Below are 21738 nucleotides of genomic sequence, written 5' to 3' on the forward strand. Positions count from 1 at the left end.
TGTGAAGCGATGGCGCGTGATCAGCCGCGCTGTATGCCGGACGTGTCCTGGAGGACTCCGCGGCGGCCGTCCTGCGTCTGGGCCACCAGACCGGGACCGCGCTGCTCGACCGCGAGGTACCAGGTGCCGGGGGCGAGCTCGGCGATCGGGGACGGCGAGCCGTCCTCCCCGAACAGCGGCCGGGCCACCGGTACGGCGAACCAGAACGGCGAGAAGTCACCGGCGGGAGCGGCGCCGCTGTTCGCCGGCCCGCCCTGCTGGGCCGCGGCGGCGGGCTGGCCCGGCTGGGCGCCGTACGGCTGCGGCTGGCCCTGCGTGCCGTACGGCTGCTGGCCGGCCGGGTAGCCGTACCCCTGGCCGGGGATGCCCGGCTGGCCACCGTACGGCTGCGGGGTCTGCGGCTTCGGGGCGCCGACGAGGGCGACCTTCAGGGCCGGGACGACCGGCGTGGCGACGGCGGCGCCCGCCAGGATCAGCGCGGCGATGAAGCCGAGGATCAGACCGCCGCCCGCGCTGCCGTCACCGAGCAGGTACCAGAGGCCCGTCCAGGCAGCGAAGACCGACAGGGCGACACCGAACTGACCGAGGTCGAGTCCCGCGACCTTCTGCGGCTGGGGCAGCGCGCGGGCGGTGACGATCAGTGCCGCGGCGATGACTCCGGCCAGATGGATGCTCATCACGACGCCCAGCAAGTCCCAGGCTTTCACGCCATTGCTGAAGCTGGACTCGTAGAAATTGAGGAACGAGGCGATGAAGAGCAACACCGCTGCTCCGATCACCACGCCGTCGCCTCGAGTGAGGGAGCGGATGTTCACGTGAAAAGTCCTTCGTCAGTCGTCTAAGTCGGGGCGGTCGTCGCGGCCGCCGGTCTGGCGGTACACGGTGCGAAGCTCGGGGGCGGCTCCCTATCGTACGGATGAATGTATCGTCTCCCCGTTCCGGGCGTCTGCCGGGTATCGGGGGCCGGTATACGCCCGTTACGCGGGTACGCGGGCGGAGTTCACCACTCCCGTCTCACGTTCCCCGCCCGGTTCACCTCTCCCGCCCACCCCGCCGTTTTCACTTCTTCAGGAATCCGCGGATCCCGTCCGCCAGCCCCTGCGCCGCCTTCTGCCGCCATTCCGGATCGGTGAGCAGTTCGGCATCCGACGAATCGCGCATATTGCCGCATTCGATGAAAACCTTGGGCACGGTCGACAGATTCAGCCCGCCGAGGTCCGCGCGTACGTCAAGACCCGTGCCCTCGCCCAGATAGTTGGCGGGGGCGCTGCCGGTCTCCCGGACGAAATTGCCCACGATGTGTTCGCCGAGATCGCGCGAGGGACCGACGATGGCCGTGGTGTCCGCACCTCCGCCCTTGACCTGGGCGGGGAGAATGACATGGAATCCGCGATTGCCGGGAGCCGATCCGTCCGCGTGGACGGAGATCGCGGCATCGGCCTTCGCCTTGTTCCCGATACGGGCGCGCTCATCGACGCACGGGCCGTAAGGGCGCTCGTTGTCGTGGGTGAAGGTGACCGTCGCGCCCTCTTTCCTGAGCAGATCGCGCAGGCGGTGGGAGACATCGAGGGTGAACTCGGCTTCGGGGTAACCGGCGTTGGTGGAGGTGCCGGTGGTGTCACATTCCTTGGTGGTTGTTCCGATATCCACCGGCTCATTGATCTCGGCGGTGTGGTCGCGATTGCGTGGATTATGACCGGGGTCGATGACCACGACCTTGCCCGCGAGCGGTCCGGCCGGGGCGGAGGGCTTGGCCGGGGCGGAGGGCTTGGCCGGGGTGGTGCCGCCGGGAACGTCGTCGTCCCGCGCGCTGCCGGAAGGGGAAGGGGCGGGCGTGGTGGCCGGCGAGGCGGAGGAGGAGACTCCGGCCGCCGACGCGGCGGCCGGACCGCCGTCCGGGCCGCTCATCCCCTGCCAGACGAGCCATCCCGCCACGGCGGTCGGCACGAGTGCGGCGACCGCGACGGTGAGATTGCTCCGGCCGGAACGGCGGCGGGTGGGCTGCTGGCTCTCGTCGTACGACACCGTCGCGATGGTAGACCGTCCGGCGATCGGGGCGCGGCAGAAGACACGGGCGGGCGGCGCGGTCCCCCGATCGCGAGGCCGTCCAGGGCGCGGGTCAGGGGGGCTGCGGTCAGATACCCGGTGCCGTACGGCGCAGGACGCGCAGCGAATCGGTCACCGACACCTCGGTGAAGGCGCCGGAGGCCAGGGCCCGGAGATAGACGCGGTACGGGGCCTGCCCGCCCGCCGCCGGGTCGGGGAACACATCGTGGATGACGAGCAGCCCGCCCTCGGCGAGACGCGGGGCCCAGCCCTCGTAGTCCCCGTTGGCGTGCTCGTCGGTGTGGCCGCCGTCGATGAAGACGAGCCCGAGCGCGCCGCCCCAGACCTTCGCCACCTGCGGCGAACGGCCGACGACCGCGATCACCCAGTCCTCCAGGTCCGCCGCGCGGAGCGTGCGGCGGAACGCCGGGAGCGTGTCCATCAGGCCGGTGTCCGGATCGACGACGGACGGGTCGTGGTACTCCCAGCCCGGCTGCTGCTCCTCGCTGCCCCGGTGGTGGTCGACGGTGACGGCGACCGTACCGGCCTCACGCGCGGCGGCGGCCAGCAGAAGGGTGGAGCGCCCGCAGTACGTGCCGATCTCCAGCAGCGGCAGCCCGAGCGCGCCCGCCTCGGCGGCCGCCGCGTACAGCGCGAGCCCCTCGTGGACGGGCATGAAGCCCTTGGCGGCCTCGAAGGCGGCGAGGATCTTCGGCGCGGGTGCCGGGGGCATCGGCTCTCCTCGTGCTGGTGCGGTGGGCGGTACGAACCGTGGTACGGAGCGTGATCGCCCATGCTGCCGTACACCCCCGGCCGGGCGGCCGCCGGGGGCGAGGGCGGGTCAGGAGGCGACGGTGGTACGGCGCTCCCGCGCGCCCTGGGCGAGGACCAGATCGACATCGACCGGCACTCCGCCGCCGGGATACTCCGCGGGAAGCGCGTGCGGCGCGTACCCCGTGGCCGTGCCCGCCAGTACGTACGGTCCACTCGACGGCGGCAGCAGCGCGTAGCGGCCGTCCTCGTCGGCGGTGGTGCGGCCCGCCTGCCGGCCCCGGGGGTCGATCAGCGTGACGTTCGCCCGCGCGACCGGCGTACCGTCCGTGTCCACCACCCGCCCGCGGAACCCGCCCGACCCGGCGACCAGCGTCGGCTGCCGGCTCTGCTCGGCGTCGCCCGCCAGGGACGTGGGCCCCGGCGCGAACCGCTGCGCCGACCGCTGCGACGGCAGGAACGCGGCCAGCACCAGCCCGATGATCACCGCGCCCGTCGCGATGAGGAACGAGATACGGAATCCGTCCATGCTGGGGACGTCCACGCCTCCCGTCCGGATCGAGGTGTGCGCCAGCACCATGCCGATCACCGCGCTCGACACCGAGGTACCGATGGAGCGCATCAGAGTGTTCAGACCGTTGGCCGCGCCGGTCTCCGACGGGTCGACGGCGCCGATGATCAGGGCGGGGAGCGAGGAGTACGCGAGGCCGATACCGGCGCCCACGACGACCGAGATGACGACGGTCTGCCAGGCCGCGCTCATCAGGCCGAGGCCCGCTCCGTACCCGATCCCGATGATCAGCATGCCGAGCATCAGCGAGACCTTGGGGCCGCGCCGGGCGGAGATCCGGGCGTAGACCGGCGCGGTGAACATCATCGTCAGACCGAGCGGCGCCACGCAGAGACCTGCCATCAGCATCGACTGGCCCAGGCCGTAGCCGGTGGCGGCGGGCAGCTGGAGCAGCTGGGGGAGGACGAGCGAGATCGCGTAGAAGGCGACACCGACCATGATCGAGGCGAGGTTGGTGAGCAGTACCTCACGCCGGGCGGTGGTGCGCAGATCGACCAGCGGGGCGGCGCTCCGCAGCTCCATCACGCCCCACAGCAGCAGGATGGCCACCGCCAGGCCGAACAGCCCGAGCGTGGTCGGCGAACCCCAGCCCCAGTCGCTGCCCTTGGTGATCGGCAGCAGGAGGGAGACGAGTCCGGCGGACAGCCCGAGCGCGCCGAGCCAGTCGAAGGTGCCGTCGGCCCGTACCGACGACTCCGGTACGTACCGGACGGTCAGGAGCATCGACAGCACGCCGAGCCCGGCCGCGCCGAAGAACAGCGCGTGCCAGTCGGCGTTCTGGGCGATCAGGGCCGCGGCGGGCAGCGCGAGCCCGCCGCCGACGCCGATGGACGAGCTCATCAGCGCCATCGCCGAGCCGAGCTTCTCGCGCGGCAGCTCGTCGCGCATGATGCCGATGCCGAGGGGTATCGCGCCCATCGCGAAGCCCTGGAGCGCCCTGCCGACGATCATGATGACCAGGTCATCGGTGAATCCGCAGATCAGCGAGCCGATCACCATCACGGCGAGGCTGGCGAGCAGCATCCGCCGCTTGCCGAAGAGATCGCCGAGCCGCCCCATGATCGGGGTGGAGACGGCGCCGGCGAGCAGGGTCGCGGTCATGACCCAGGTGGCGTTGGCGGGCGCCGTGTGGAGCAGGACGGGCAGGTCCTTGATGACGGGAACGAGCAGGGTCTGCATCACCGCGACGGTGATGCCCGCGAAGGCGAGGACGGGAACGATCCCGCCGGCTTTACGGGTCGACGGATCCGGGAGCTCCCCGGCGTACTGATCGGTCGTCGTCTGTGGCATACGTGCGGCCTCCGGGCAGGAAGTAAGGGCAGCTGAGAGTGCGTGACGGCAGGTGGATGCAGTATGAAACCTTCCAGTCGGCCGCGATATTCCGGCGAACGCGACGCAAACGGCACCGGAAGAAGACGCCGGTTCTTCCGGGCACGTTCCTGACGCACCGTCAGAAGTGAGACGCGCGCCCCCCGGCTCTGCCATGGGCGAATCTGCCACGGGCCGAGAACCCTTGGGCGGGCACCCGGCCGGACCGAGAGTGGGATGACCGCGGCCACCACACCGGCCGCGCCACCCGACGACTTCCGGAGGACCGATGACCGCACTCCTCACCGGTGGGAACCCCGCCCTCGACCCGCGGGCCACCGCCGACGACACACCTCCGAGCCGGTTCGACGACCAGCTCGCGGCCCAGCTGCTCATGCAGCGGATCGTCTTCCTCGGCACCCAGGTGGACGAGGTTTCCGCGAACCGGGTCTGCGCCCAGCTGCTCCTGCTCTCGGCGGAGGACCCGCGTACCGACATCAGCCTCTACATCAACAGTCCGGGCGGCTCCGTGACGGCGGGGCTGGCGATCTACGACACGATGCGGCTGATCCCCAACGACGTCTCGACACTCGCCATGGGGTTCGCCGCCAGCATGGGGCAGTTCCTGCTCAGCGTCGGCGAGCGGGGCAAGCGCTACGCGCTGCCGAACGCGCGGATCATGATGCACCAGCCGTCGGCCGGCATCGGCGGGACCACCGCCGATATCGCGATCCAGGCCGAGAACCTCGAATTCACGAAGAAGGCCATCGAGCGGATCACCGCGGAGCACACCGGCCAGACCGAGGAGACGATCTCCCGCGACGGCGACCGCGACCGGTGGTTCACGGCCGAGCAGGCGAGGGAGTACGGGATGGTCGACCGCGTGGTCGAGTCGCTCGACGACGTCCGCCCGGCCGGTACGCGACGACGGATCGGACTCTGAGATGAGCCAGTACACGATCCCGACCGTCGTGGAGCGCACCCCGCAGGGGGAGCGGGCGTACGACATCTACAGCCGGCTGCTGTCCGAGCGGGTCATCTTCCTCGGCACCGAGATCGACGACGGCGTCGCCAACGTGGTCATCGCCCAACTCCTCCATCTGGAGTCGTCGAGCCCGGAGCGCGAGATCGCGATCTACATCAACTCGCCGGGCGGCTCGGTCACCTCACTCATGGCGATCTACGACACGATGACCTTCGTCGGCGCGCCGATCTCGACGTTCTGCGTGGGACAGGCGGCCTCGACCGCGGCGGTGCTGCTGGCGGGCGGCGACCCCGGGCGGCGGTTCGTCCTGGAGCACGCCCGGGTGCTGCTGGGGCAGCCGGCGAGCGGCGGCCGGCAGGGGACGGTCTCGGACCTCAGCCTCCAGGCGAAGGAGATGCTCAGGATCCGCTCGGAGATCGAGGAGGTGCTGTCCCGGCACACGCACCACGACCCCGCGACCCTCCGCGCCGACATGGACCGCGACAAGGTCTTCACCGCGCACGAGGCGGTGGCGTACGGGCTGGCCGACGAGGTGCTGAGCAAGCGGGCGCTTGCTGTCCGGGGCGCGTAGCGGGTTCCGTCAGGCGGCGAGGAGACGCGCCTCGTACGACCCGGAGCCGCCGCGTCCCATGCCCGGCCTCTCCTGACCGATTCGGGTCTGGCGCGTGTGCGTCCGGCCGAGACGGGTCAGTTCGCCGTGGCTCAGGGCGAGCAGATCGGCCAGCCCGAGGCCGAGAGCGCGGGCGGCGGCCGCGAGGACTTCGGACGAAGCCTCCTTGCGGCCGCGCTCCAGCTCGGAGAGGTACGGCATCGAGATCCTGGCCGCCTCGGCGACATCCTTGAGTGTGCGCTCCTGGGCGAGGCGCTCGCGCCGCAGGACGTCTCCCACGAGGTGCCGCCAGAGCGGCTCTCTCGGCTCCCCGGCCCCTGCGGGCGGCGAGGCGGCGGCGTCCGGGGCCGGCGCGGCAGCCGCCGCCACCGGGCGCAGGGGAATGACGCGGGCTTGGTCGGTCGCGTGGCTGCTCACCTCCCCAGAGTAGGAGCGTCGCGCCCGACGGGAAGGGAACTGCGTTCTGCCGTCGGCGAATTCGCGGAAACCACGGTCACCGGGAGAACCACGGCCGTGGAATCCGCGCCGCGCCGCCCCGCGCCGGAGGCGGGACTTTGAAGACAGGCCCTACGCCGAAATCCCGATGTACGGGCCGCTCGACGCCTGCGACCATGACCGCCATGGTCCGAGCCCCCGCAGAAACCGACGCCGTCCACATATCCGCGCCCCCAGGACCGTCCCGTACCTGGGCGGTGCTTCTCGCCGCCTGCGCCGGGCAGTTCCTCGTCGTCCTCGATGTGTCCGTGGTGAATGTCGCCCTGCCGTCGATGCGCACGGACCTCGGGCTCTCCGGCAGCGGGTTGCAGTGGGTGCTCAACGCCTACTCGATCGCGTTCGCCGGCTTCATGCTGCTCGGCGGGCGGGCCGCCGATCTCTTCGGCCGCAAGGCGATGTTCCTGACCGGGCTCGCGGTGTTCACCCTGGCGTCCCTCGCGGGCGGACTCGCCCAGGAGGGCTGGCAGTTGCTCACCGCCCGCGCCGTACAGGGGCTCGGCGCGGCCGTACTGGCGCCCGCGACGCTCACCATCCTGACGTCCGCCGTACCGGAAGGCGTCGCCAGGACCCGGGCCATAGGGACCTGGTCCGCGGTCGGCGCGGGCGGTGGCGCGGCCGGCGGGCTCGTCGGCGGTGTGCTCACCGATCTGCTGTCCTGGCGCTGGGTGCTGCTGATCAATGTGCCGGTCGGGGTGCTGGTGCTGGCCGGCGCGGCGGTATGGCTGACCGAGTCCCGTACGGAGCGGGTACGGCGCCTCGATCTGCCCGGCGCGGTGCTGGTCACGGCCGGTCTCGCCACGGTCGCGTACGGGATCGTGCAGACCGAGGAGCAGGGCTGGGGAGCGGCGGCGACGCTGCTGCCGCTGGTCGGCGGAGCGCTGCTGCTCGGCGCGTTCGTGGCGGTGGAGGCACGGACGAAGGCACCGCTGATGCCGCTCGGGCTGTTCCGGGTACGGGCCGTGTCCGCCGCCAACGCGGCGATGTTCGTCTGTGGCGCGGCGTCGTTCTCCATGTGGTTCTTCATGACCGTCTACGCCCAGAACGTGCTGGGATACACGCCGTTGGACGCCGGGCTCGCGCTCATCCCCAGCTCGCTGAGCATCGTGCTCGGCTCGAAACTGGCGCCCCGGCTGATGCCACGGGTCGGTGCCCGCAATCTGGCGGTGTCCGGCACGCTGATGGCGGTGGCGGGGTTCGGCTGGCAGTCCACGATGACCGCTGACGGAACGTATCTCTCGTCGATCCTCGGCCCCGGCCTGCTGATGATGACCGGCCTGGGCCTGGCCGCCACACCGCTGGCGGCGCTGGCCACGACGGGCGCGGCGGCCGACGACGCCGGTCTGGTCTCCGGCCTCATCAACACCTCCCGCACGATGGGCGGCGCGCTCGGCCTGGCGGTCCTCTCCACGGTGGCGGCGTCCCGTACGGCGGGCGGCATGAGCCCGGAGGCGCTGACCGAGGGGTACGCGCTGGCGTTCAGGACGGGGAGCGGGGTACTGCTCGCGGGGGTCGTCCTGATGCTGCTGTGGCTGCCGCGCGGCTCCTCGACCACGTAAGTCGGCCATCGTCGCGGTCCGGCGCGGCCGGCGCGTTGAGGGCGGTGACGATCCGTTTCTCCTCGTAGGTGAAGTGCGACTCCAGCAGGGCCGACAGGCCGTCCAGCTCGCGCAGTACTCCGGGGAGGCCGGCCGCGTCGGCGTTGGCGAGCAGGTCCTCCACGCTCCGCAGGATTCCGCTCACCACCTCGTGGTCCTGGCGCAACAGCTCCAGGACCGGGCGCAGTCCGGGATGGCGCGCGGCCAGGGCGGGAAACGTTCCGTCGTCCTCGTCGGTGTGGTGCCGGCTCAGGGCCGAGCAGAAGGCCAGGCAGTGGGCGCGCAGTTGGCGTGCGCCGCGTGTGTCGCGCGGGCCCCGGGGCTCCGCGGCGGCGAGATCCTCACGGATCCTGGCCAACTCCTCGCGGAGCCACATATGCGTATCGATCAGCTGGTTCCCGAGAGCCGTCAGACGGCTGTTCGGTTCAGGGTATTCAGGGGTTGTGTCCATGGTTGTCCCATGATTCGGCGCCTCCATGCCCACGGCGGTCTCTTCGCCGGATGCACCGCGACGCTGAGCCGGGATTCCACCACCCCGGGTACGGCTCGTCAAGCGGCCGGGGCCCGCGCCGCCCTCGCACGGTCCTCGCCGCGTTCATGTGGTCCTCGCCGATCTGCGGTACGAGAACACCGCGTACGAGCCGAAGACGACAAGCCAGCCGGCCAGCACCGCGATCGTCGTCGCGCCCGGGGCCGTGCCCTGCGTGGTGGACCAGCCCAGGTAGGCGAAGCGGTTGGCGGGGGTGTACTCCGCGATCGTCCGCAACCAGCCGGGGAACGCGGCGATCGGGAACCAGAGCCCGCCGGCCAGGGCCAGGACCATCAGACAGCCCACGTTCACGACGCCGGTCGTCTGCGCGGAGAGGTGGTAGCCGTTGCCGATGCCGAGCAGGGTGAACGGGAGCGCGCCCGCCCACAACAGCGCGACCAGGGCGGCCCACTGCCACAGGGCGAGCCGTACGCCGTTGACCAGACCGCCCGCCGCCAGTACGGCGAGCAGCGCGGGCAGGACGGTCACCGAACCGGCCAACGCCCGGCCCAGCACCACCTGGCGGGGCGGCATCGGGGTGATCCGCAGCTGGCGCAGCCAGCCGAGCGACTTGTCCTCCGCGATCCCGGTGCCCGTACCGACGGCCGCGCCGAGCGCGCCGTACGCGGCCATGCCGACCATGGAGGCGATCTTCCACTCCATGTCATCCGGACCGGCGCCGCCGCCGAGATTGGTGAAGAGCAGATACATCAGGACCGGCATGCCGGTGCCGAAGATGACGAAGCCGGGATCGCGCAGCGTACGGCGGACTTCGAGCTTGATGTACTCCAGCATGGCGGGCATCACAGGCCGTCCTTCGTGTCGTCCTTCATCTCGTCCTTGGCGTCGCGCGTCGTGTGCGTCAGCGCGAGGAAGGCGTCCTCCAGCGTCGCCGGGGCGACTTCGAGCCGGCGGATCGCGTCGAGTCCGGCGAGGGCGACGACGGTCGCGTCCGAGTCGTCCGTACGGAGCCGGGCGCGGCCCGCGCGTACCTCCGCCGAGACGACGCCGGGCAGCCGCGTCAGCTCCGCCGTAAAGCCCTCCGGCAGGTCGAAGCAGACGAGATGGCCGCCGACCGAGCCCTTGATCTGCTCGCTGGTGCCGTCTGCGACGATCCGGCCGTGGTCGATGACGACGATCCGGTCGGCGTTGTCGTCGGCCTCTTCCAGATAGTGGGTGGAGAAGAGCACGGTGTTGCCGCGGTCCGCGTAGGCGCGCATGGAGGACCAGAAGGCGCGGCGGGCCTCCACATCGAGGGCGGCGGTGGGCTCGTCGAGGACGAGCAGCTCGGGGCCGCCGGCCAGCGCGACCGCGAACCTGACCCGTTGCAGCTGGCCGCCGGAGAGCTTGTCCACGCGGCGGCCGGCCAGTTCCGTGAGCCCGGCGAGGCCGAGCGACTCGGCGAGGGGCAGCGGGTGCGGGTAGGTACTGGCGACGAACGTGAGCAACTCCCTTACGGTCACCCGCCGGATCGGCCGACCGTCCTGGAGCATCGCCCCGACCCGTCCGGCCGTGACGGCACGCGCGGGCGGGCCGCCGAAGAGCCGTACCGTCCCGCTGTCCGGCTCGTCGAGGCCGAGGAGCAGCCCGATGGCGGTCGACTTGCCCGCGCCGTTGCGGCCGAGCAGTGCGACGGCCTCCCCGCGCGGGACACGGAGATCGATGACGTCCACGGCCCGGACCGCGCCGAAGGCCTTGACGACACCGGTGAAGCTCACGGCGTCCGTCGCGGCGGCGTCCGTCGCGTGGGCGGGCCCCGTGCTCGCGGTGTGCGTGCCCCTGTCCGGAGTGTCTGTCGCCGGCGTACCGGCTGTCTGCGTCATGCCCACGACGCTACGGATCCGACCCACCGCCGCGACAGATTACGCGTGTACCAACTCGCGCATGACAAAAGTCCCGCCGCCTCATGGCGAGAGGCCGCCACGGACTTGGTGGCGGCCTCTCCTCATGTGTGCGGATATGTTCCGATCGGACGGTGCGTCAGATCGTCAGGCCGCGTAGCTGCTCTGCTCCGGGCGGCGGTGACGGCCGTGGACGGGGGACGCCGAGTCCTCCGTCGATGCCGCACCTCCCCGGTGCTTTCCGTGCGTTCCGATACCGCCGCTGTCGTCCCCGTCGGCGGCCGCCGCTCCCCGCGGACGCTCCTGGGTCGTGTCGGTTCGGGCTTCAGACATGTGGGAAGTCACCCCGTCGTGATCGCTGCTTGTGGTGGCGCAGGGACTCCGGCCGCCCCGTACCGCCACGACAGCGTTACGGTCACGCGTCCGCATCACCGTCACCGACACATCCGGTCGGTACGGCCGCGAAGCCCCGGCCGAAAGTCTATCCAGGTGCCACACGGCCGGTGAGGGGAGCCTGCTGGAGCGGCACCGGCCTGCACATCACAGGAGTGCGGGGGGCGTTGGGCGGTTCCCCGTCCGGGGATTCCGCTTGTGCCGGTTCTGTGATCAGTCCGGGATCCGGTCCGGCGCAGGGTCCCGCGTCCCGGTCCGCGTCCCGGTCCGCGGCCCGGTCCTGGTCCGAGGCCGGGTCCGGGTCCCGCTCCGGGTCCTGAGGGCCGTCCGGTACGGGAAGCAGCACATCGGCGGGGGCGTCGAGGCGTGCCACTCCGCACGGCACCGCCCTTGTGGCATACGGCAGTTGGAGCACGGCGTCCCTGGTCCACACGCCGGATCCGGCCAGCCATCCCTCGGGCGCCCGGCGTTGATGCAGCCGGCGGCCCGCGGGACGCCACACCCCGAGCCAGCTGCCCGCCGCCCCGTCGATCCGCAGCGCCACCGCGCAGCTCTCCGGCATCAGCACCTGCCCCGGCTGTACGGCGAACGGCGTCACCGCGCAGTCCGCCAGCCGCAGGCACTCCGGGAACCGCACCGGCCGCAGACTTCCCAGGACGCCCCAGCCCAGCCGGTCGTGGCCCGGCGCGTCCGAGCGGATCAGCAGCAGTCCGCTGTCGGCGTCCGCCAGCAGCAGCCGGTCGTTGCTCTCCTCGGTGATCTGGAGCAGCGGCGTCACCTCGCCGCCCCGCCCCAGATCGACGGCGACGGCCTTCACCACGCCGTCCGTCTCCCGGTCGAGGGCCAGTATCCGGCCCGTACGGTCCAGCCAGACACCGCCCGAGCAGCGGCCGGGCACCTCGGCGACCCGCTCGGGGCCGAACGCGCCGCCCGTCACCAGCCAGACCGTGGTGGTGCGCGGGCCGGCCGACAGGGCGTACGCGCGGCTGCCGTCCGGCGACGGCGGCAGCAGCGTCAGCTCGGCGTGCTCGTCCGTGCGGCCCACCGCGCCCACGGGCAGCTGGCCCGTGCCGGGGCCGGTGGGGTAGAGCAGCGAGAAGTCGTGCCGGTCCGCGACCAGCCGGCGGATGAGCACCCTGCCGTCGGACAGCGGCAGCACTTCGGTGTCGGGCTCCTCGGGCTGGTCGAGGGGGAGCGGCACGGCATAGGGCTCGGGTCCGTCGAGGGTCCACCTCTCCGGGAACCACGCGTCGCCCTGAGCGGCCGGATGGCCCTGGCGGGGCGCGCCGAGCGTCAGCCGCGCCGCATAGGCACCGTCCGCCGTGATCGCGAACTCCGGATGCCGTACCGCCCGGCGCGGGCCGCCCGGGTCGCCCCCTCCTCTCGGGCCACCCGGACCACCCGGGCCGTTCGGCCCCGTTCCGTCCGCCCCGTCCGCTCCTTCCGTTCCGCTCCCGTCCTCAGTAGCCGTAGTAGCCGTCTCGATAGCACAGGCCGTCATCGGTCTGTCACCTCCGGCGACGAAGCTAGTTTTCGTACTTCCTGCCGAACAACACGAGACCTCGCACTTCACACATAAGGGTGGCCATCGCGCGATTCCACAGATAGCGCGGGGGCGGGTGTGCTGGCCGGGATGGCGGTGGATAAAGTAAGGCACGCCTTACTAACCGCCGAGTACCGCCTCCCAGGAGCAACAGCATGTCCATAAGACGCCGTGGCACAGCCGCCGCCGTCGCTCTCGCCGCCGCGCTCTCCCTCGCGGCCTGCGGCAGCGGCGACTCCTCCGACAGCGGTTCCGCCGCGTCGGACGGAGGCGACAAGAAAGCCGCCGTCGCCACGGGCGGCAAGGACTTCGCCGAAGCGGCCAAGAAGACGGCCGCCTACGGGACCGACGCGCGGCCGGGGCAGTTCCCGCGCACGATCACCCACGCCATGGGCACGACCGAGCTGAAGAAGCGCCCCGAGCGGGTCGTCGTGCTGGACGTCGGCGAGTTCGACAACGTCGTCTCCCTGGGCGTGAAACCGGTCGGGTACGCGCCGACCGAGGGCGACGAGTCCATCCCCAGCTATCTGCGGAAGGGCGCGGGCAGCCCCAAGAGCGTCGGCACGATCAACAACCTCAACCTGGAGGCGATCGCCGGACTCAAGCCCGACCTCATCCTCGGCAGCCAACTGCGCGCGGCCGACAAGTACAAGGCCCTCGCGGAGATCGCCCCGACGGTCTTCTCCATCCGCCCCGGCTTCACCTGGAAGGAGAACTACCTCCTCAACGCCCAGGCGCTGGACCGCACCGCGGAGGCGAAGGCCGAACTCGCCGCGTACGACAAGAAGGCGGCGGCCCTCGGCACGGAGATCGGCCCCGACAAGCCGACCGTCTCGATGGTGCGCTACATGCCGGACCGGCTGCGGCTGTACGCGAAGGCGTCCTTCATCGGCACGATCCTCGACGACGTCGGCCTGCCGCGGCCCAAGAACCAGCAGATCAACGATCTGGCCGTGGAGATCAGCCCGGAGAAGATCGACGACGCGGACGCGGACTGGATCTTCACGGGCGTGTACGGCGACCCGGCGAAGACCCAGCGGGACACCGCGCGCTCCAACCCGCTGTGGAAGAACCTGAAGGCGGTCGAGGCGGGGCAGGCGAAGGACGTCAAGGACGAGACCTGGTACCTGGGCCTGGGCGTGACGGCGGCGGACCAGGTCCTCGACGACCTGCGCGGCTACCTCGTCAAGTAACGAGCCCCGTCGAGGTGGCCGGTGGTCGTCGTAGCCATGGTGGGTGGGGCACCTGGGGCAGGTAGCCTTTGCACCGTGCCCCCTGTCCCCTCAGCCGTCCCCGCCGACGCTCCCTCCGCGCCCCGTCTGGCGGATGTCCTCGCCGCGCTCGACGCCCTCTGGCCGCCCGAGCGGGCCGAGCAGTGGGACGCCGTCGGCACGGTCTGCGGTGACCCCGGAGCCACGGTCACCCGGGTGCTGTTCGCGGTCGACCCCGTCCAGGAGATCGCCGACGAAGCGGTACAGCTCGGCGCCGAGCTGATCGTCACCCATCACCCGCTCTATCTGCGCGGTACGACGACGGTCGCGGCCTCCACGTTCAAGGGGCGCGTCGTGCACACCCTCATCAAGCACGACATCGCGCTGCACGTCGCGCACACCAACGCCGACACCGCCGACCCCGGCGTCTCCGACGCCCTCGCCGGCGCGCTCGACCTGCGGGTCGTACGGCCCCTCGTACCCGATCCCACGGACCCCGCAGGACGGCGCGGCCTCGGCAGGATCTGCGAGCTGGACCGCCCCGCGACCCTCCGCGACTTCGCCGCACGCGTCGCGCACCGGCTGCCCGGCACCGCCCAGGGCATCCGGATCGCGGGCGACCCGGACGCGCCCGTCCGTACGATCGCCGTCAGCGGCGGCTCGGGCGACGGCCTCTTCGACCAGGTCAGAGCGGCGGGCGTGGACGCGTTCCTCACCGCCGACCTGCGCCACCACCCGGTCTCCGAGGCCACCCAGCAGACCGCGCTCGGGCTGGTCGACGCCGCGCACTGGGCCACCGAATGGCCCTGGTGCGAGCAGGCCGCCGCCCAGCTCGACGAGATTTCCGACCGCCATGGCTGGGACCTGCGGGTCCATGTCTCGAAGACGGTCACCGACCCCTGGTCAGCCCACCACTCCTCCGACTCCTCAGGAGCCCCCAACTGAACGCCGCGCCCGCCGACCAGATCCGACTCCTCGACGTCCAGGCCCTCGACGTACGACTGTCGCAGCTCGCCCACAAGCGCACCGCGCTGCCCGAGCACGCCGAGATCGAGTCGCTCACCAAGGACCTCGCCCAGCTGCGCGACCTGCTCGTCGCCTCGACGACCGAGGAGAGCGACACCGCCCGCGAGCAGACCAAGGCCGAGCAGGACGTCGACCAGGTGCGCCAGCGCGCCGTACGCGACCAGCAGCGCCTGGACTCCGGCGCGGTCACCTCGCCCAAGGACCTGGAGAACCTCCAGCGCGAGATCGTCTCCCTCGCCAAGCGGCAGGGCGATCTGGAGGACGTCGTCCTCGAAGTCATGGAGCGCCGCGAGTCCGCGCAGGAGCGGGTCACCGAGCTGACGGAACGTGTCTCCTCCGTCCAGGCCAAGGCCGATGACGCCGCCGCGCGCCGGGACGCCGCCGTCGCGGAGTTCGACCGCGAGGCCGCGACGGTGACGAAGGAGCGTGAGGTCGTCGCCGCGTCCGTACCGGCCGACCTGCTCAAGCTGTACGAGAAGCTGCGCGTCCAGCAGGGCGGGGTGGGCGCCGCGCGGCTGTTCCGGCGCCGCTGCGAGGGCTGCCAGCTGGAGCTGAACATCACCGAGGTCAACGAGGTCAAGGCGGCCCCCGCCGACGCCGTGCTTCGGTGCGAGAACTGCCGCCGCATTCTGGTGCGTACCGCCGATTCGGGTCTGTAATGCGGCAGTTCATCGTCGAGGCGGACGGCGGCTCCCGGGGCAACCCGGGGCCCGCCGGATACGGTGCGGTCGTCCTCGACGGCCGCACCGGTGAGCCGCTCGCCGAGGCCGCCGAGTACATCGGTATCGCCACCAACAACGTCGCCGAGTACAAGGGCCTGATCGCCGGTCTGAACGCCGCCAAGGCGCTGGACCCGGCCGCCGGGATCAGGGTCCGGATGGACTCCAAGCTGGTCGTCGAGCAGATGTCGGGGCGCTGGAAGATCAAGCACCCGGACATGAAGCCGCTGGCCGCCGAGGCGGCGCGGATCTTCCCCGCCGGACAGGTCACCTTCGAGTGGATCCCGCGCGAGCGGAACAAGCACGCGGACCGGCTGGCCAACGAGGCGATGGACGCGGGCAGGAACGGCGGTCAGTGGGACCCGTCGGCGTCCACGGCGGCGCTGGACGCGAGCGCGGCGCGGGCCGCGACGACGGCTGCGGAGGCGGGCGAGGCCGTGGGGCGCGCGGCACAGACGGAGCGGACGGAGGCGGCGTCTTCCGTTTCCGCGTCTTCCGACTCCGCGCCGTCCGTTTCCGCGCCTGCGAGTTCCGCGTCCGTCGGCTGGGGATCCTCCGCCGACCTCGGCGCCCCCGTCACCTTCGTCCTGCTGCGGCACGGCGAGACCGCGCTCACCCCGGAGAAGCGCTTCTCGGGCAGCGGCGGCAGCGACCCGGAGCTGTCGGCGGCCGGCCGCCGGCAGGCCGAGGCCGTCGCCGCGTCGCTGGCCGCGCGCGGCACCATCCAGGAGATCGTCTCCTCACCGCTCAGGCGCTGCCGCGAGACGGCGGGGACGGTGGCGGCCCGGCTCGGTCTGGACGTCACCGCCGAAGAGGGCCTGCGCGAGACGGACTTCGGCGCCTGGGAGGGGCTGACGTTCGCGGAGGTACGGGAGCGGTACCCCGACGATCTGAGTGCCTGGCTCGCCTCACCCGATGTCGCGCCGACCGGCGGCGGCGAGAGCTTCACGGCCGTGGGACGGCGCGTCGCGGCCGTCCGCGACCGGCTGCTGGAGCGCTACCGGGGCCGCACGGTGCTGGTGGTCACGCATGTCACGCCGGTGAAGACCCTGGTCCGGCTGGCCCTCGGCGCACCGCCGGAGTCCCTGTTCCGGATGGAACTGTCGGCGGCCTCGCTCTCGGCGGTGGCGTATTACGCGGACGGCAACGTGTCGGTGCGGCTGCTGAACGACACCTCGCATCTGCGCTGATGCGCGCGCCGTTGGCGGACCCGACGGCGCGCACTCTCACGAGCGGCGCGGCTCGCGCAGGGCCGACGCCTCGCGGGCCAGTGACTCGACCCGGTCCCAGTCCTTGGCCGCCAGCGCGTCCACCGGGAGCATCCATGTCCCGCCGACGCAGCCGACGTTCGGCAGGGCGAGATACGACGGTGCCTTCTGCGCCGTGATGCCGCCCGTCGGGCAGAACCGGGCCCCCGGGAGCGGACCCGCCAGGGACTTGAGATAGGCCGTGCCGCCCGCGGCCTCCGCCGGGAAGAACTTCATCTCCGTCACCCCGCGCTCCAGCAGCGCCACGACCTCGGAGGTGGTCGACACCCCCGGCAGGAACGGCACGCCCGAGTCCCGCATCGCGGTCAGCAGCGCCTCCGTCCACCCCGGGCTGACCAGGAAGCGCGCGCCCGCCTTCACCGAGCCGGCCACGGCCTCGGCCGTGATGACCGTACCCGCGCCGACCACCGCGTCCGGCACCTCGGAGGCGATCGCGCGGATCGCCTCCATCGCGGCCGGCGTCCGCAGCGTCACCTCGATCGCGGGCAGTCCGCCCGCGACGAGGGCGCGGGCGAGGGGCACGGCGTCGGCGGCATCGTCGAGGACGACGACAGGGATGACGGGGGCGAGGTCCAGCACGGAAGCCACGGGCGCGGAGGTCATGGCGACATCCTGCCGCGCCCGTGCCATTCCACGCAACGACCGTTGCGCAGGGTGCAATGAGATGGAGGTGCGGGGGCTCAGCGGGGCTCAGTGGATCTCCGTGACCACCACATCCAGCGCCCAGGTGCGCCCCGCCCTCTCCGGAGCGGTCGCCTCCACCACGTACCCCAGCTCCCGCAACGTCTCCACCAGCTCGGCCGGGCCCTTCGGCCGCGCGCCCGCCGTCAGCAGATCCCGTACCAGCCGGCCCTTCGTCGCCTTGTTGAAGTGGCTGACCACGGACCGCTTCTCCGCCCCGGTCACCGGATCGATCTGCGCGTGCAGCACCCGTACCGTCGCCGTACGCCCCGCCAGTTCGCCCTTCGGCTTCCACGCGGCGGCATACGCCGACGAACGCAGATCGAGCACGGTCCCGCCGCCCGCCACCTCCGGCAGGACGGACTCCATCGGCCCGCGCCAGTACGCGCCCAGCGCGCCGAGCCCCGGCAGCCTGACGCCCATCGAGCAGCGGTACGAGGGGATACGGTCGCCCATCCGTACCGCGCCCCACAGCCCGGAGAAGACCAGCAGCGTCTTCGCCGCCCGCCGTCGCGCGGCGGTGTCGAGCGTGGCCAGATCCAGCGCGTCGTACAGCACACCGGTGTAGATCTCGCCGGCCGGGCGCGTGCCCGCCGTACGCAGCTCCACGTTCTTCGCGATCTCGCCGCGCAGCCCCTCGCTGAGCCCGAGCACCTGACGCGCCTTCTCCTCGTCGGCGGCGCACAGCTCGACGAGTTCGTCCAGCACGGCGGCCCTGGCCGCGGTCAGCCCCGGCAGGGAGAGGGACTCCGGCTTCAGCGGAGCGCCGCGCCCGGAAGCGGCCTTTCCTTCCGACGGCGGCAACAGCACGAGCACGGTGGTTCTCCTCGGACGACCTGGGGGGACAGGGGGCGTGGCCCCCGCGCCAGCGTAGGCGACGGGCGGCCCGCGCCGAGCCGCTCGGGCGTCGCCGGGCAGGCGGCACTTTTGCAGACAGGCCCGAGAGGGCGGCGCGCCCGCGCTCGCCGCGCCGCCCGCTTCCGTCCGCCATACGCTCGGTTCATGCCCCGCCGTCATCTGCACACGACCGGCGCAGCCGAGGCTCCGCTGCGGGCCGCCCTGGGCGAGCTGCGTACGGCGCTCGACGTGCCCGGGGCCTTCTCGGCCGCCGTCCTCGCCGAGACGGGGCGGGCCGTACGCGCCCCACGCCCGCCGGACGACGGCTGGGCGCCGGACCACGACGCCACCGCCGTCGAACTGTTCACCCTTGACCCGCCCGCCGCCGCCGACCTCGACCGGGCGATGCGACTGGCCCGGCGGCCGGGCGGCGGCTTCCGGGTCCATTACGCGCTCGCCGATGTCGCCGCGTTCGTCACCCGGGGCGGCGCGCTCGACGCCGAGGCCCATCGTCGCGTACAGACCCTCTACTTCCCCGACGCCAGGGTGCCGCTGTACCCCGCCGTACTCTCCGAGGAGGCGGCCAGTCTGCTGCCGGAACGGACCAGGCCGGGCCTGCTCTGGCAGATCGACCTGGACGCGGAGGGCCGGACCGTCGCGGCCGAGGTCCGCAGGGCGCTCGTACGGAGCAGGGCCAGGCTCGACTACGCGGGCGCGCAGCGGGAGATCGACGCGGGGACGGCCCCGGAGTCCCTCGCCCTGCTGAAGGAGATCGGGGTGCTGCGCGAACGGCTGGAACGGGAGCGCGGCGGCATCTCTCTCATCGTCCCCGAGCAGGAGATCGTGGAGCACCCACCGAAAGCGGACAGCGCCTCCGGCGTCTCGTACACCGTCGCGTACCGCGCCCCGCTCCCCGTCGAGGGCTGGAGCGCCCAGATCTCCCTGCTCACCGGCATGGCCGCCGCCCAGCTGATGCTGACGGCCGGCACCGGCATCCTCCGTACGCTGCCCAGCGCCCCGGGCGGCGCGGTCGGCCGGCTCCGCCGCTCGGCGAAGGCACTGGGCATCGACTGGCCGCACCACGTCGCGTACGCCGAGACCGTCCGCTCCCTCGACCCCCACAACGCCCGCCACGCAGCCTTCCTCCAGGAGTGCACGGCACTGCTGCGCGGCGCGGGCTACACCGTGTTCACCGGCGGCCGGATCCCGCGGCCCGCCGTCCACGCGGCGGTCGCCGCCCCGTACACCCACTGCACGGCCCCGCTGCGGCGGCTCGTCGACCGGTACACGGGGGAGATCTGTGTGAGCGCGGTGGCGGGCCAGGACCCGCCGGAGTGGGTGCTCGCGGCCCTGGACGGGCTGCCGAAGGAGATGGCCGACGGGGCGGAACGGGCCGACACGGTGGAGCGCGAGTGCGTCGACATCGTGCAGGCGGCGCTGCTCAGGGACCGGGTCGGGGAGATCTTCGACGGGTACGTGATCGAGGTGCGGGAGCACGACCCGGCCGTCGGCACGGTCCATCTGGAGGACCCGGCCGTGATCGCCCGGATCGAGGGCGGCACCACCCCGCTCCCGCTGGGGGAGCGGCTGCGGGTACGGCTCACCCGGGCCGGTCCGGGGTCTGCGAAGGTGCTGTTCGCGCCCGCGTGAGTGCCTGGGTGAGGGCCTTGACCAGCTCGGCGGGTCCGTCCGCGTGGAAGCGGACCACCCGGGCCCGCCCGCGCCGCCCGAGGGGCCGTACGAACGCGACGGGCGCGGTCAGCTCCACCCGTACGGTCGTCTGGCCGCCCACCGCGAGATCGAGGACCCCGTCGTCCGCCGGATCGAATCCGATCAGCCCGCCGCTCTCCGGGTAGCGCCGGTCGACCCGTACGGAGGCGATCCGCGCCGCATCTACGGACAGGTCGAAGAGCGAGCCGTACCGGATCCTCAACGACCCGTCCGCGCCCACCACATGGGGCCGGGTCACACAGCCCGCGTGCAACGCCAGCACCATCAGCACCGTATAGACGTCCAGCACCAGCACCATCAGATGCACCACCGGCCAGGGGATCAGCACCGCCAGCGCCACCGTCTCGACGACGGCGACGAAGAGCAGGCCGTACATCATCGCCGTCTGCGGGCCGGTGTACGGGGCGGCGTGATCACCCTCCCGTACGCCGTGCGTACGGCCCGTGACCCACCGCCCGAGGCTGGCCAGGGCCCGTATCTCGTGCGCGATCAGCCGCCGTACGGGCTCGGGCACGCCGGTACGGACCGCCGAGGCGACCGCGTCCCGGCGGGCGGCGCCGGTCCGCCGGGCGCGCGCGTAGTGCCGGCGCAGGACCACGGCCTCCAGCGCGAGGAGCACGAGCACCACGGCCTCGGCGCCGAGGAGCACGGGGGCGGGGACCGCTACCCCCGCCAACAGACAGCTGACGAGCCCGAGTTCACCCGCGATGACGAGCGGTACGGCCCACTTCACGACGATCCCCCTTCCCCTGTCCGCGTCTGCGCCACCAGCGCCTCCATGACCAGCCGGGCGACCTCGGCCTGGGCCGGGGCGAAGTCGGCGAGCAGGGCTTCCCCGAACCCGGTGACGACGGGCTGCCCCGGTGCCGTCGGTATCGCGGCCAGCACCTCGTCCGGAATGGCGGCGATGAGGGCGTCGGCGAGGGGCGCGATCCGGGGGTCGTCGGGCGCCGCGTCGGCGAGCTCGTCGAGCCGCCGGTAGAGACCGTGGAGCTCCGCGCTCTCCGCGAGAGGGTGCAGCGCCTCGTAGAACTGTTCGCTGCCCCCGGCGGTGTCGAACAAGATCAGCAGTTCGCGGTCCTTGGCACCCATGGGGGAGTCGATCACCGGAGCGGCACCCAGCAGCCGTGCGAGCGCGGGGGACACCGGCCCCTCGGCGGACGGCGGGCTCTCCATCAGCCCGGCCAGCCTGGCGCGCCGGGCCCGGATCTCGGCCTCCTGCCGCGCCAGATCGGCGTCCAGCTCACCGAGCACCTCGGTGAGTTCGCGCCCGGCGTCGTCGGCGATCACATCCCGCACCTCGTCCAGGGCGAGCCCCAGCTCGGTCAGCCGCCTGATCCGGGCGAGGAGGACGGCGTCCCGTACCGAGTAGTCACGGTAGCCATTGGCCCGCCTGGCGGGCTCGGGCAGCAGGCCCAGGTGGTGGTAGTGCCGTACCGCCCGCGTGGTGACCCCGACGAGGGCGGCGATCTCCGCTATCCGCATGGAGCCAGTACAAACCATGACGTCGCGGCAAGGTCAAGCCACCCGCCGCCCCGCCCCCGGCCCCCACCGGCGCCGATGCGCTCGGCCTCCCTC

General features: G+C 72.3%; 22 protein-coding genes. 8 read left to right on the forward strand and 14 right to left on the reverse strand.

The window, feature by feature from the left end; translation table 11 throughout:
- Positions 1 to 20: 20 nt before the first annotated feature.
- From IF11_RS0117960 to IF11_RS0117975, 4 genes are all read right to left on the reverse strand, one after another.
- Positions 21 to 815: a DUF5336 domain-containing protein gene (locus IF11_RS0117960; protein ID WP_030352632.1), complete on the reverse strand. Its 795-nt coding sequence runs from the start codon at positions 813 to 815 to the stop codon at positions 21 to 23.
- Positions 816 to 1059: 244 nt separating this feature from the next.
- Entirely contained in the window at positions 1060 to 2025 is a 966-nt protein-coding gene (locus IF11_RS0117965; RefSeq protein ID WP_030352633.1) for an N-acetylmuramoyl-L-alanine amidase, read from the reverse strand.
- Positions 2026 to 2134: 109 nt separating this feature from the next.
- Entirely contained in the window at positions 2135 to 2779 is a 645-nt protein-coding gene (locus IF11_RS0117970; protein ID WP_030352634.1) for a class I SAM-dependent methyltransferase, read from the reverse strand.
- Between the two features lie 108 nt (positions 2780 to 2887).
- Positions 2888 to 4678 (reverse strand): MFS transporter, encoded by a 1791-nt coding sequence (locus IF11_RS0117975; RefSeq protein ID WP_030352635.1) that lies wholly within the window; start codon positions 4676 to 4678, stop codon positions 2888 to 2890.
- A 307-nt stretch (positions 4679 to 4985) separates the two neighbouring features.
- Between IF11_RS0117975 and IF11_RS0117980 the strand changes: the two genes are divergently transcribed.
- Together IF11_RS0117980 and IF11_RS0117985 are read left to right on the forward strand one after the other, a co-directional pair.
- The gene (locus IF11_RS0117980) at positions 4986 to 5639 is read left to right on the forward strand and encodes a ClpP family protease (RefSeq protein ID WP_030352636.1); all 654 of its coding nucleotides are present in this window, start codon (positions 4986 to 4988) and stop codon (positions 5637 to 5639) included.
- A 1-nt stretch (position 5640) separates the two neighbouring features.
- Positions 5641 to 6252 carry a ClpP family protease gene (locus IF11_RS0117985; protein WP_030352637.1) on the forward strand — a complete coding sequence of 204 codons (612 nt, stop codon included), beginning with the start codon at positions 5641 to 5643 and terminating at the stop codon, positions 6250 to 6252.
- A gap of 9 nt (positions 6253 to 6261) precedes the next feature.
- Here the strand turns inward: IF11_RS0117985 and IF11_RS0117990 are convergent, their stop codons facing one another.
- Positions 6262 to 6708, reverse strand: a complete 447-nt coding sequence (locus IF11_RS0117990) for a helix-turn-helix domain-containing protein (protein ID WP_030352638.1) — start codon at positions 6706 to 6708, stop codon at positions 6262 to 6264.
- Positions 6709 to 6902: 194 nt separating this feature from the next.
- Between IF11_RS0117990 and IF11_RS0117995 the strand changes: the two genes are divergently transcribed.
- Positions 6903 to 8342 (forward strand): MFS transporter, encoded by a 1440-nt coding sequence (locus IF11_RS0117995; protein ID WP_030352639.1) that lies wholly within the window; start codon positions 6903 to 6905, stop codon positions 8340 to 8342.
- On the opposite strand, the gene IF11_RS0118000 is transcribed toward IF11_RS0117995, so the two are convergent.
- The 5 genes from IF11_RS0118000 to IF11_RS0118015 all read right to left on the reverse strand — a co-directional run bounded on the left by IF11_RS0118000 (position 8263) and on the right by IF11_RS0118015 (position 12645).
- Positions 8263 to 8832: a hemerythrin domain-containing protein gene (locus tag IF11_RS0118000; protein ID WP_063759187.1), complete on the reverse strand. Its 570-nt coding sequence runs from the start codon at positions 8830 to 8832 to the stop codon at positions 8263 to 8265. The two genes, IF11_RS0117995 and IF11_RS0118000, sit on opposite strands and share 80 nt — an antisense overlap.
- Positions 8833 to 8976: 144 nt before the next feature.
- On the reverse strand, positions 8977 to 9705 hold the full coding sequence (locus tag IF11_RS0118005) for an ABC transporter permease (RefSeq protein ID WP_030352641.1): 729 nt from the start codon (positions 9703 to 9705) through the stop codon (positions 8977 to 8979).
- An 8-nt stretch (positions 9706 to 9713) separates the two neighbouring features.
- Positions 9714 to 10628, reverse strand: coding sequence for an ABC transporter ATP-binding protein (locus tag IF11_RS0118010; RefSeq protein WP_030352642.1), 915 nt, complete (start codon positions 10626 to 10628; stop codon positions 9714 to 9716).
- Positions 10629 to 10898: 270 nt separating this feature from the next.
- Positions 10899 to 11084: a hypothetical protein gene (locus IF11_RS38975; RefSeq protein WP_078490750.1), complete on the reverse strand. Its 186-nt coding sequence runs from the start codon at positions 11082 to 11084 to the stop codon at positions 10899 to 10901.
- Between the two features lie 148 nt (positions 11085 to 11232).
- Positions 11233 to 12645: a hypothetical protein gene (locus IF11_RS0118015; RefSeq protein WP_051746027.1), complete on the reverse strand. Its 1413-nt coding sequence runs from the start codon at positions 12643 to 12645 to the stop codon at positions 11233 to 11235.
- 197 nt (positions 12646 to 12842) lie between these two features.
- Between IF11_RS0118015 and IF11_RS0118020 the strand changes: the two genes are divergently transcribed.
- The 4 genes from IF11_RS0118020 to IF11_RS0118035 all read left to right on the forward strand — a co-directional run bounded on the left by IF11_RS0118020 (position 12843) and on the right by IF11_RS0118035 (position 16833).
- Positions 12843 to 13880, forward strand: a complete 1038-nt coding sequence (locus IF11_RS0118020) for an ABC transporter substrate-binding protein (protein ID WP_030352644.1) — start codon at positions 12843 to 12845, stop codon at positions 13878 to 13880.
- Between the two features lie 75 nt (positions 13881 to 13955).
- Positions 13956 to 14843 carry a Nif3-like dinuclear metal center hexameric protein gene (locus IF11_RS0118025; RefSeq protein ID WP_051746028.1) on the forward strand — a complete coding sequence of 296 codons (888 nt, stop codon included), beginning with the start codon at positions 13956 to 13958 and terminating at the stop codon, positions 14841 to 14843.
- A complete protein-coding gene (locus tag IF11_RS0118030) occupies positions 14840 to 15583 on the forward strand; it encodes a zinc ribbon domain-containing protein (RefSeq protein ID WP_240627616.1) in 744 nt (247 codons plus the stop codon). The genes IF11_RS0118025 and IF11_RS0118030 overlap by 4 nt, the downstream gene beginning before the upstream one ends.
- Positions 15583 to 16833 carry a bifunctional RNase H/acid phosphatase gene (locus IF11_RS0118035; RefSeq protein ID WP_030352647.1) on the forward strand — a complete coding sequence of 417 codons (1251 nt, stop codon included), beginning with the start codon at positions 15583 to 15585 and terminating at the stop codon, positions 16831 to 16833. The genes IF11_RS0118030 and IF11_RS0118035 overlap by 1 nt, the downstream gene beginning before the upstream one ends.
- A gap of 36 nt (positions 16834 to 16869) precedes the next feature.
- Here the strand turns inward: IF11_RS0118035 and IF11_RS0118040 are convergent, their stop codons facing one another.
- On the reverse strand, positions 16870 to 17514 hold the full coding sequence (locus tag IF11_RS0118040) for a bifunctional 4-hydroxy-2-oxoglutarate aldolase/2-dehydro-3-deoxy-phosphogluconate aldolase (RefSeq protein ID WP_030352648.1): 645 nt from the start codon (positions 17512 to 17514) through the stop codon (positions 16870 to 16872).
- 87 nt (positions 17515 to 17601) lie between these two features.
- A complete protein-coding gene (gene yaaA / locus IF11_RS0118045; RefSeq protein WP_030352649.1) occupies positions 17602 to 18408 on the reverse strand; it encodes a peroxide stress protein YaaA in 807 nt (268 codons plus the stop codon).
- Positions 18409 to 18594: 186 nt separating this feature from the next.
- Here yaaA and IF11_RS0118050 point away from each other — a divergent pair, with 186 nt between their 5' ends.
- A complete protein-coding gene (locus tag IF11_RS0118050; RefSeq protein ID WP_030352650.1) occupies positions 18595 to 20079 on the forward strand; it encodes an RNB domain-containing ribonuclease in 1485 nt (494 codons plus the stop codon).
- Here the strand turns inward: IF11_RS0118050 and IF11_RS0118055 are convergent.
- On the reverse strand, positions 20030 to 20893 hold the full coding sequence (locus IF11_RS0118055) for a hypothetical protein (protein ID WP_037728000.1): 864 nt from the start codon (positions 20891 to 20893) through the stop codon (positions 20030 to 20032). The two genes, IF11_RS0118050 and IF11_RS0118055, sit on opposite strands and share 50 nt — an antisense overlap.
- The gene (locus IF11_RS0118060; protein WP_030352652.1) at positions 20890 to 21645 is read right to left on the reverse strand and encodes a MerR family transcriptional regulator; all 756 of its coding nucleotides are present in this window, start codon (positions 21643 to 21645) and stop codon (positions 20890 to 20892) included. Before IF11_RS0118060 ends, IF11_RS0118055 begins: the two co-directional genes overlap by 4 nt.
- Positions 21646 to 21738: the final 93 nt, after the last annotated feature.

It is taken from the genome of Streptomyces scopuliridis RB72 (genome assembly GCF_000718095.1).
Lineage (GTDB): Bacteria > Actinomycetota > Actinomycetes > Streptomycetales > Streptomycetaceae > Streptomyces > Streptomyces scopuliridis.

Coding starts and splice junctions, on each gene's coding strand:
- IF11_RS38975 (WP_078490750.1), bottom strand. CDS start 11,084: ATGTCTGAAGCCCGAACCGACACGACCCAGGAGCGTCCGCGGGGAGCG.
- IF11_RS0118035 (WP_030352647.1), top strand. CDS start 15,583: ATGCGGCAGTTCATCGTCGAGGCGGACGGCGGCTCCCGGGGCAACCCG.
- IF11_RS0118005 (WP_030352641.1), bottom strand. CDS start 9,705: ATGCTGGAGTACATCAAGCTCGAAGTCCGCCGTACGCTGCGCGATCCC.
- IF11_RS0118000 (WP_063759187.1), bottom strand. CDS start 8,832: ATGGACACAACCCCTGAATACCCTGAACCGAACAGCCGTCTGACGGCT.
- IF11_RS0117975 (WP_030352635.1), bottom strand. CDS start 4,678: ATGCCACAGACGACGACCGATCAGTACGCCGGGGAGCTCCCGGATCCG.
- IF11_RS0118015 (WP_051746027.1), bottom strand. CDS start 12,645: ATGACGGCCTGTGCTATCGAGACGGCTACTACGGCTACTGAGGACGGG.
- IF11_RS0118040 (WP_030352648.1), bottom strand. CDS start 17,514: ATGACCTCCGCGCCCGTGGCTTCCGTGCTGGACCTCGCCCCCGTCATC.
- IF11_RS0117980 (WP_030352636.1), top strand. CDS start 4,986: ATGACCGCACTCCTCACCGGTGGGAACCCCGCCCTCGACCCGCGGGCC.
- IF11_RS0117970 (WP_030352634.1), bottom strand. CDS start 2,779: ATGCCCCCGGCACCCGCGCCGAAGATCCTCGCCGCCTTCGAGGCCGCC.
- IF11_RS0117995 (WP_030352639.1), top strand. CDS start 6,903: ATGACCGCCATGGTCCGAGCCCCCGCAGAAACCGACGCCGTCCACATA.
- IF11_RS0118020 (WP_030352644.1), top strand. CDS start 12,843: ATGTCCATAAGACGCCGTGGCACAGCCGCCGCCGTCGCTCTCGCCGCC.
- IF11_RS0118050 (WP_030352650.1), top strand. CDS start 18,595: ATGCCCCGCCGTCATCTGCACACGACCGGCGCAGCCGAGGCTCCGCTG.
- IF11_RS0117985 (WP_030352637.1), top strand. CDS start 5,641: ATGAGCCAGTACACGATCCCGACCGTCGTGGAGCGCACCCCGCAGGGG.
- IF11_RS0118060 (WP_030352652.1), bottom strand. CDS start 21,645: ATGCGGATAGCGGAGATCGCCGCCCTCGTCGGGGTCACCACGCGGGCG.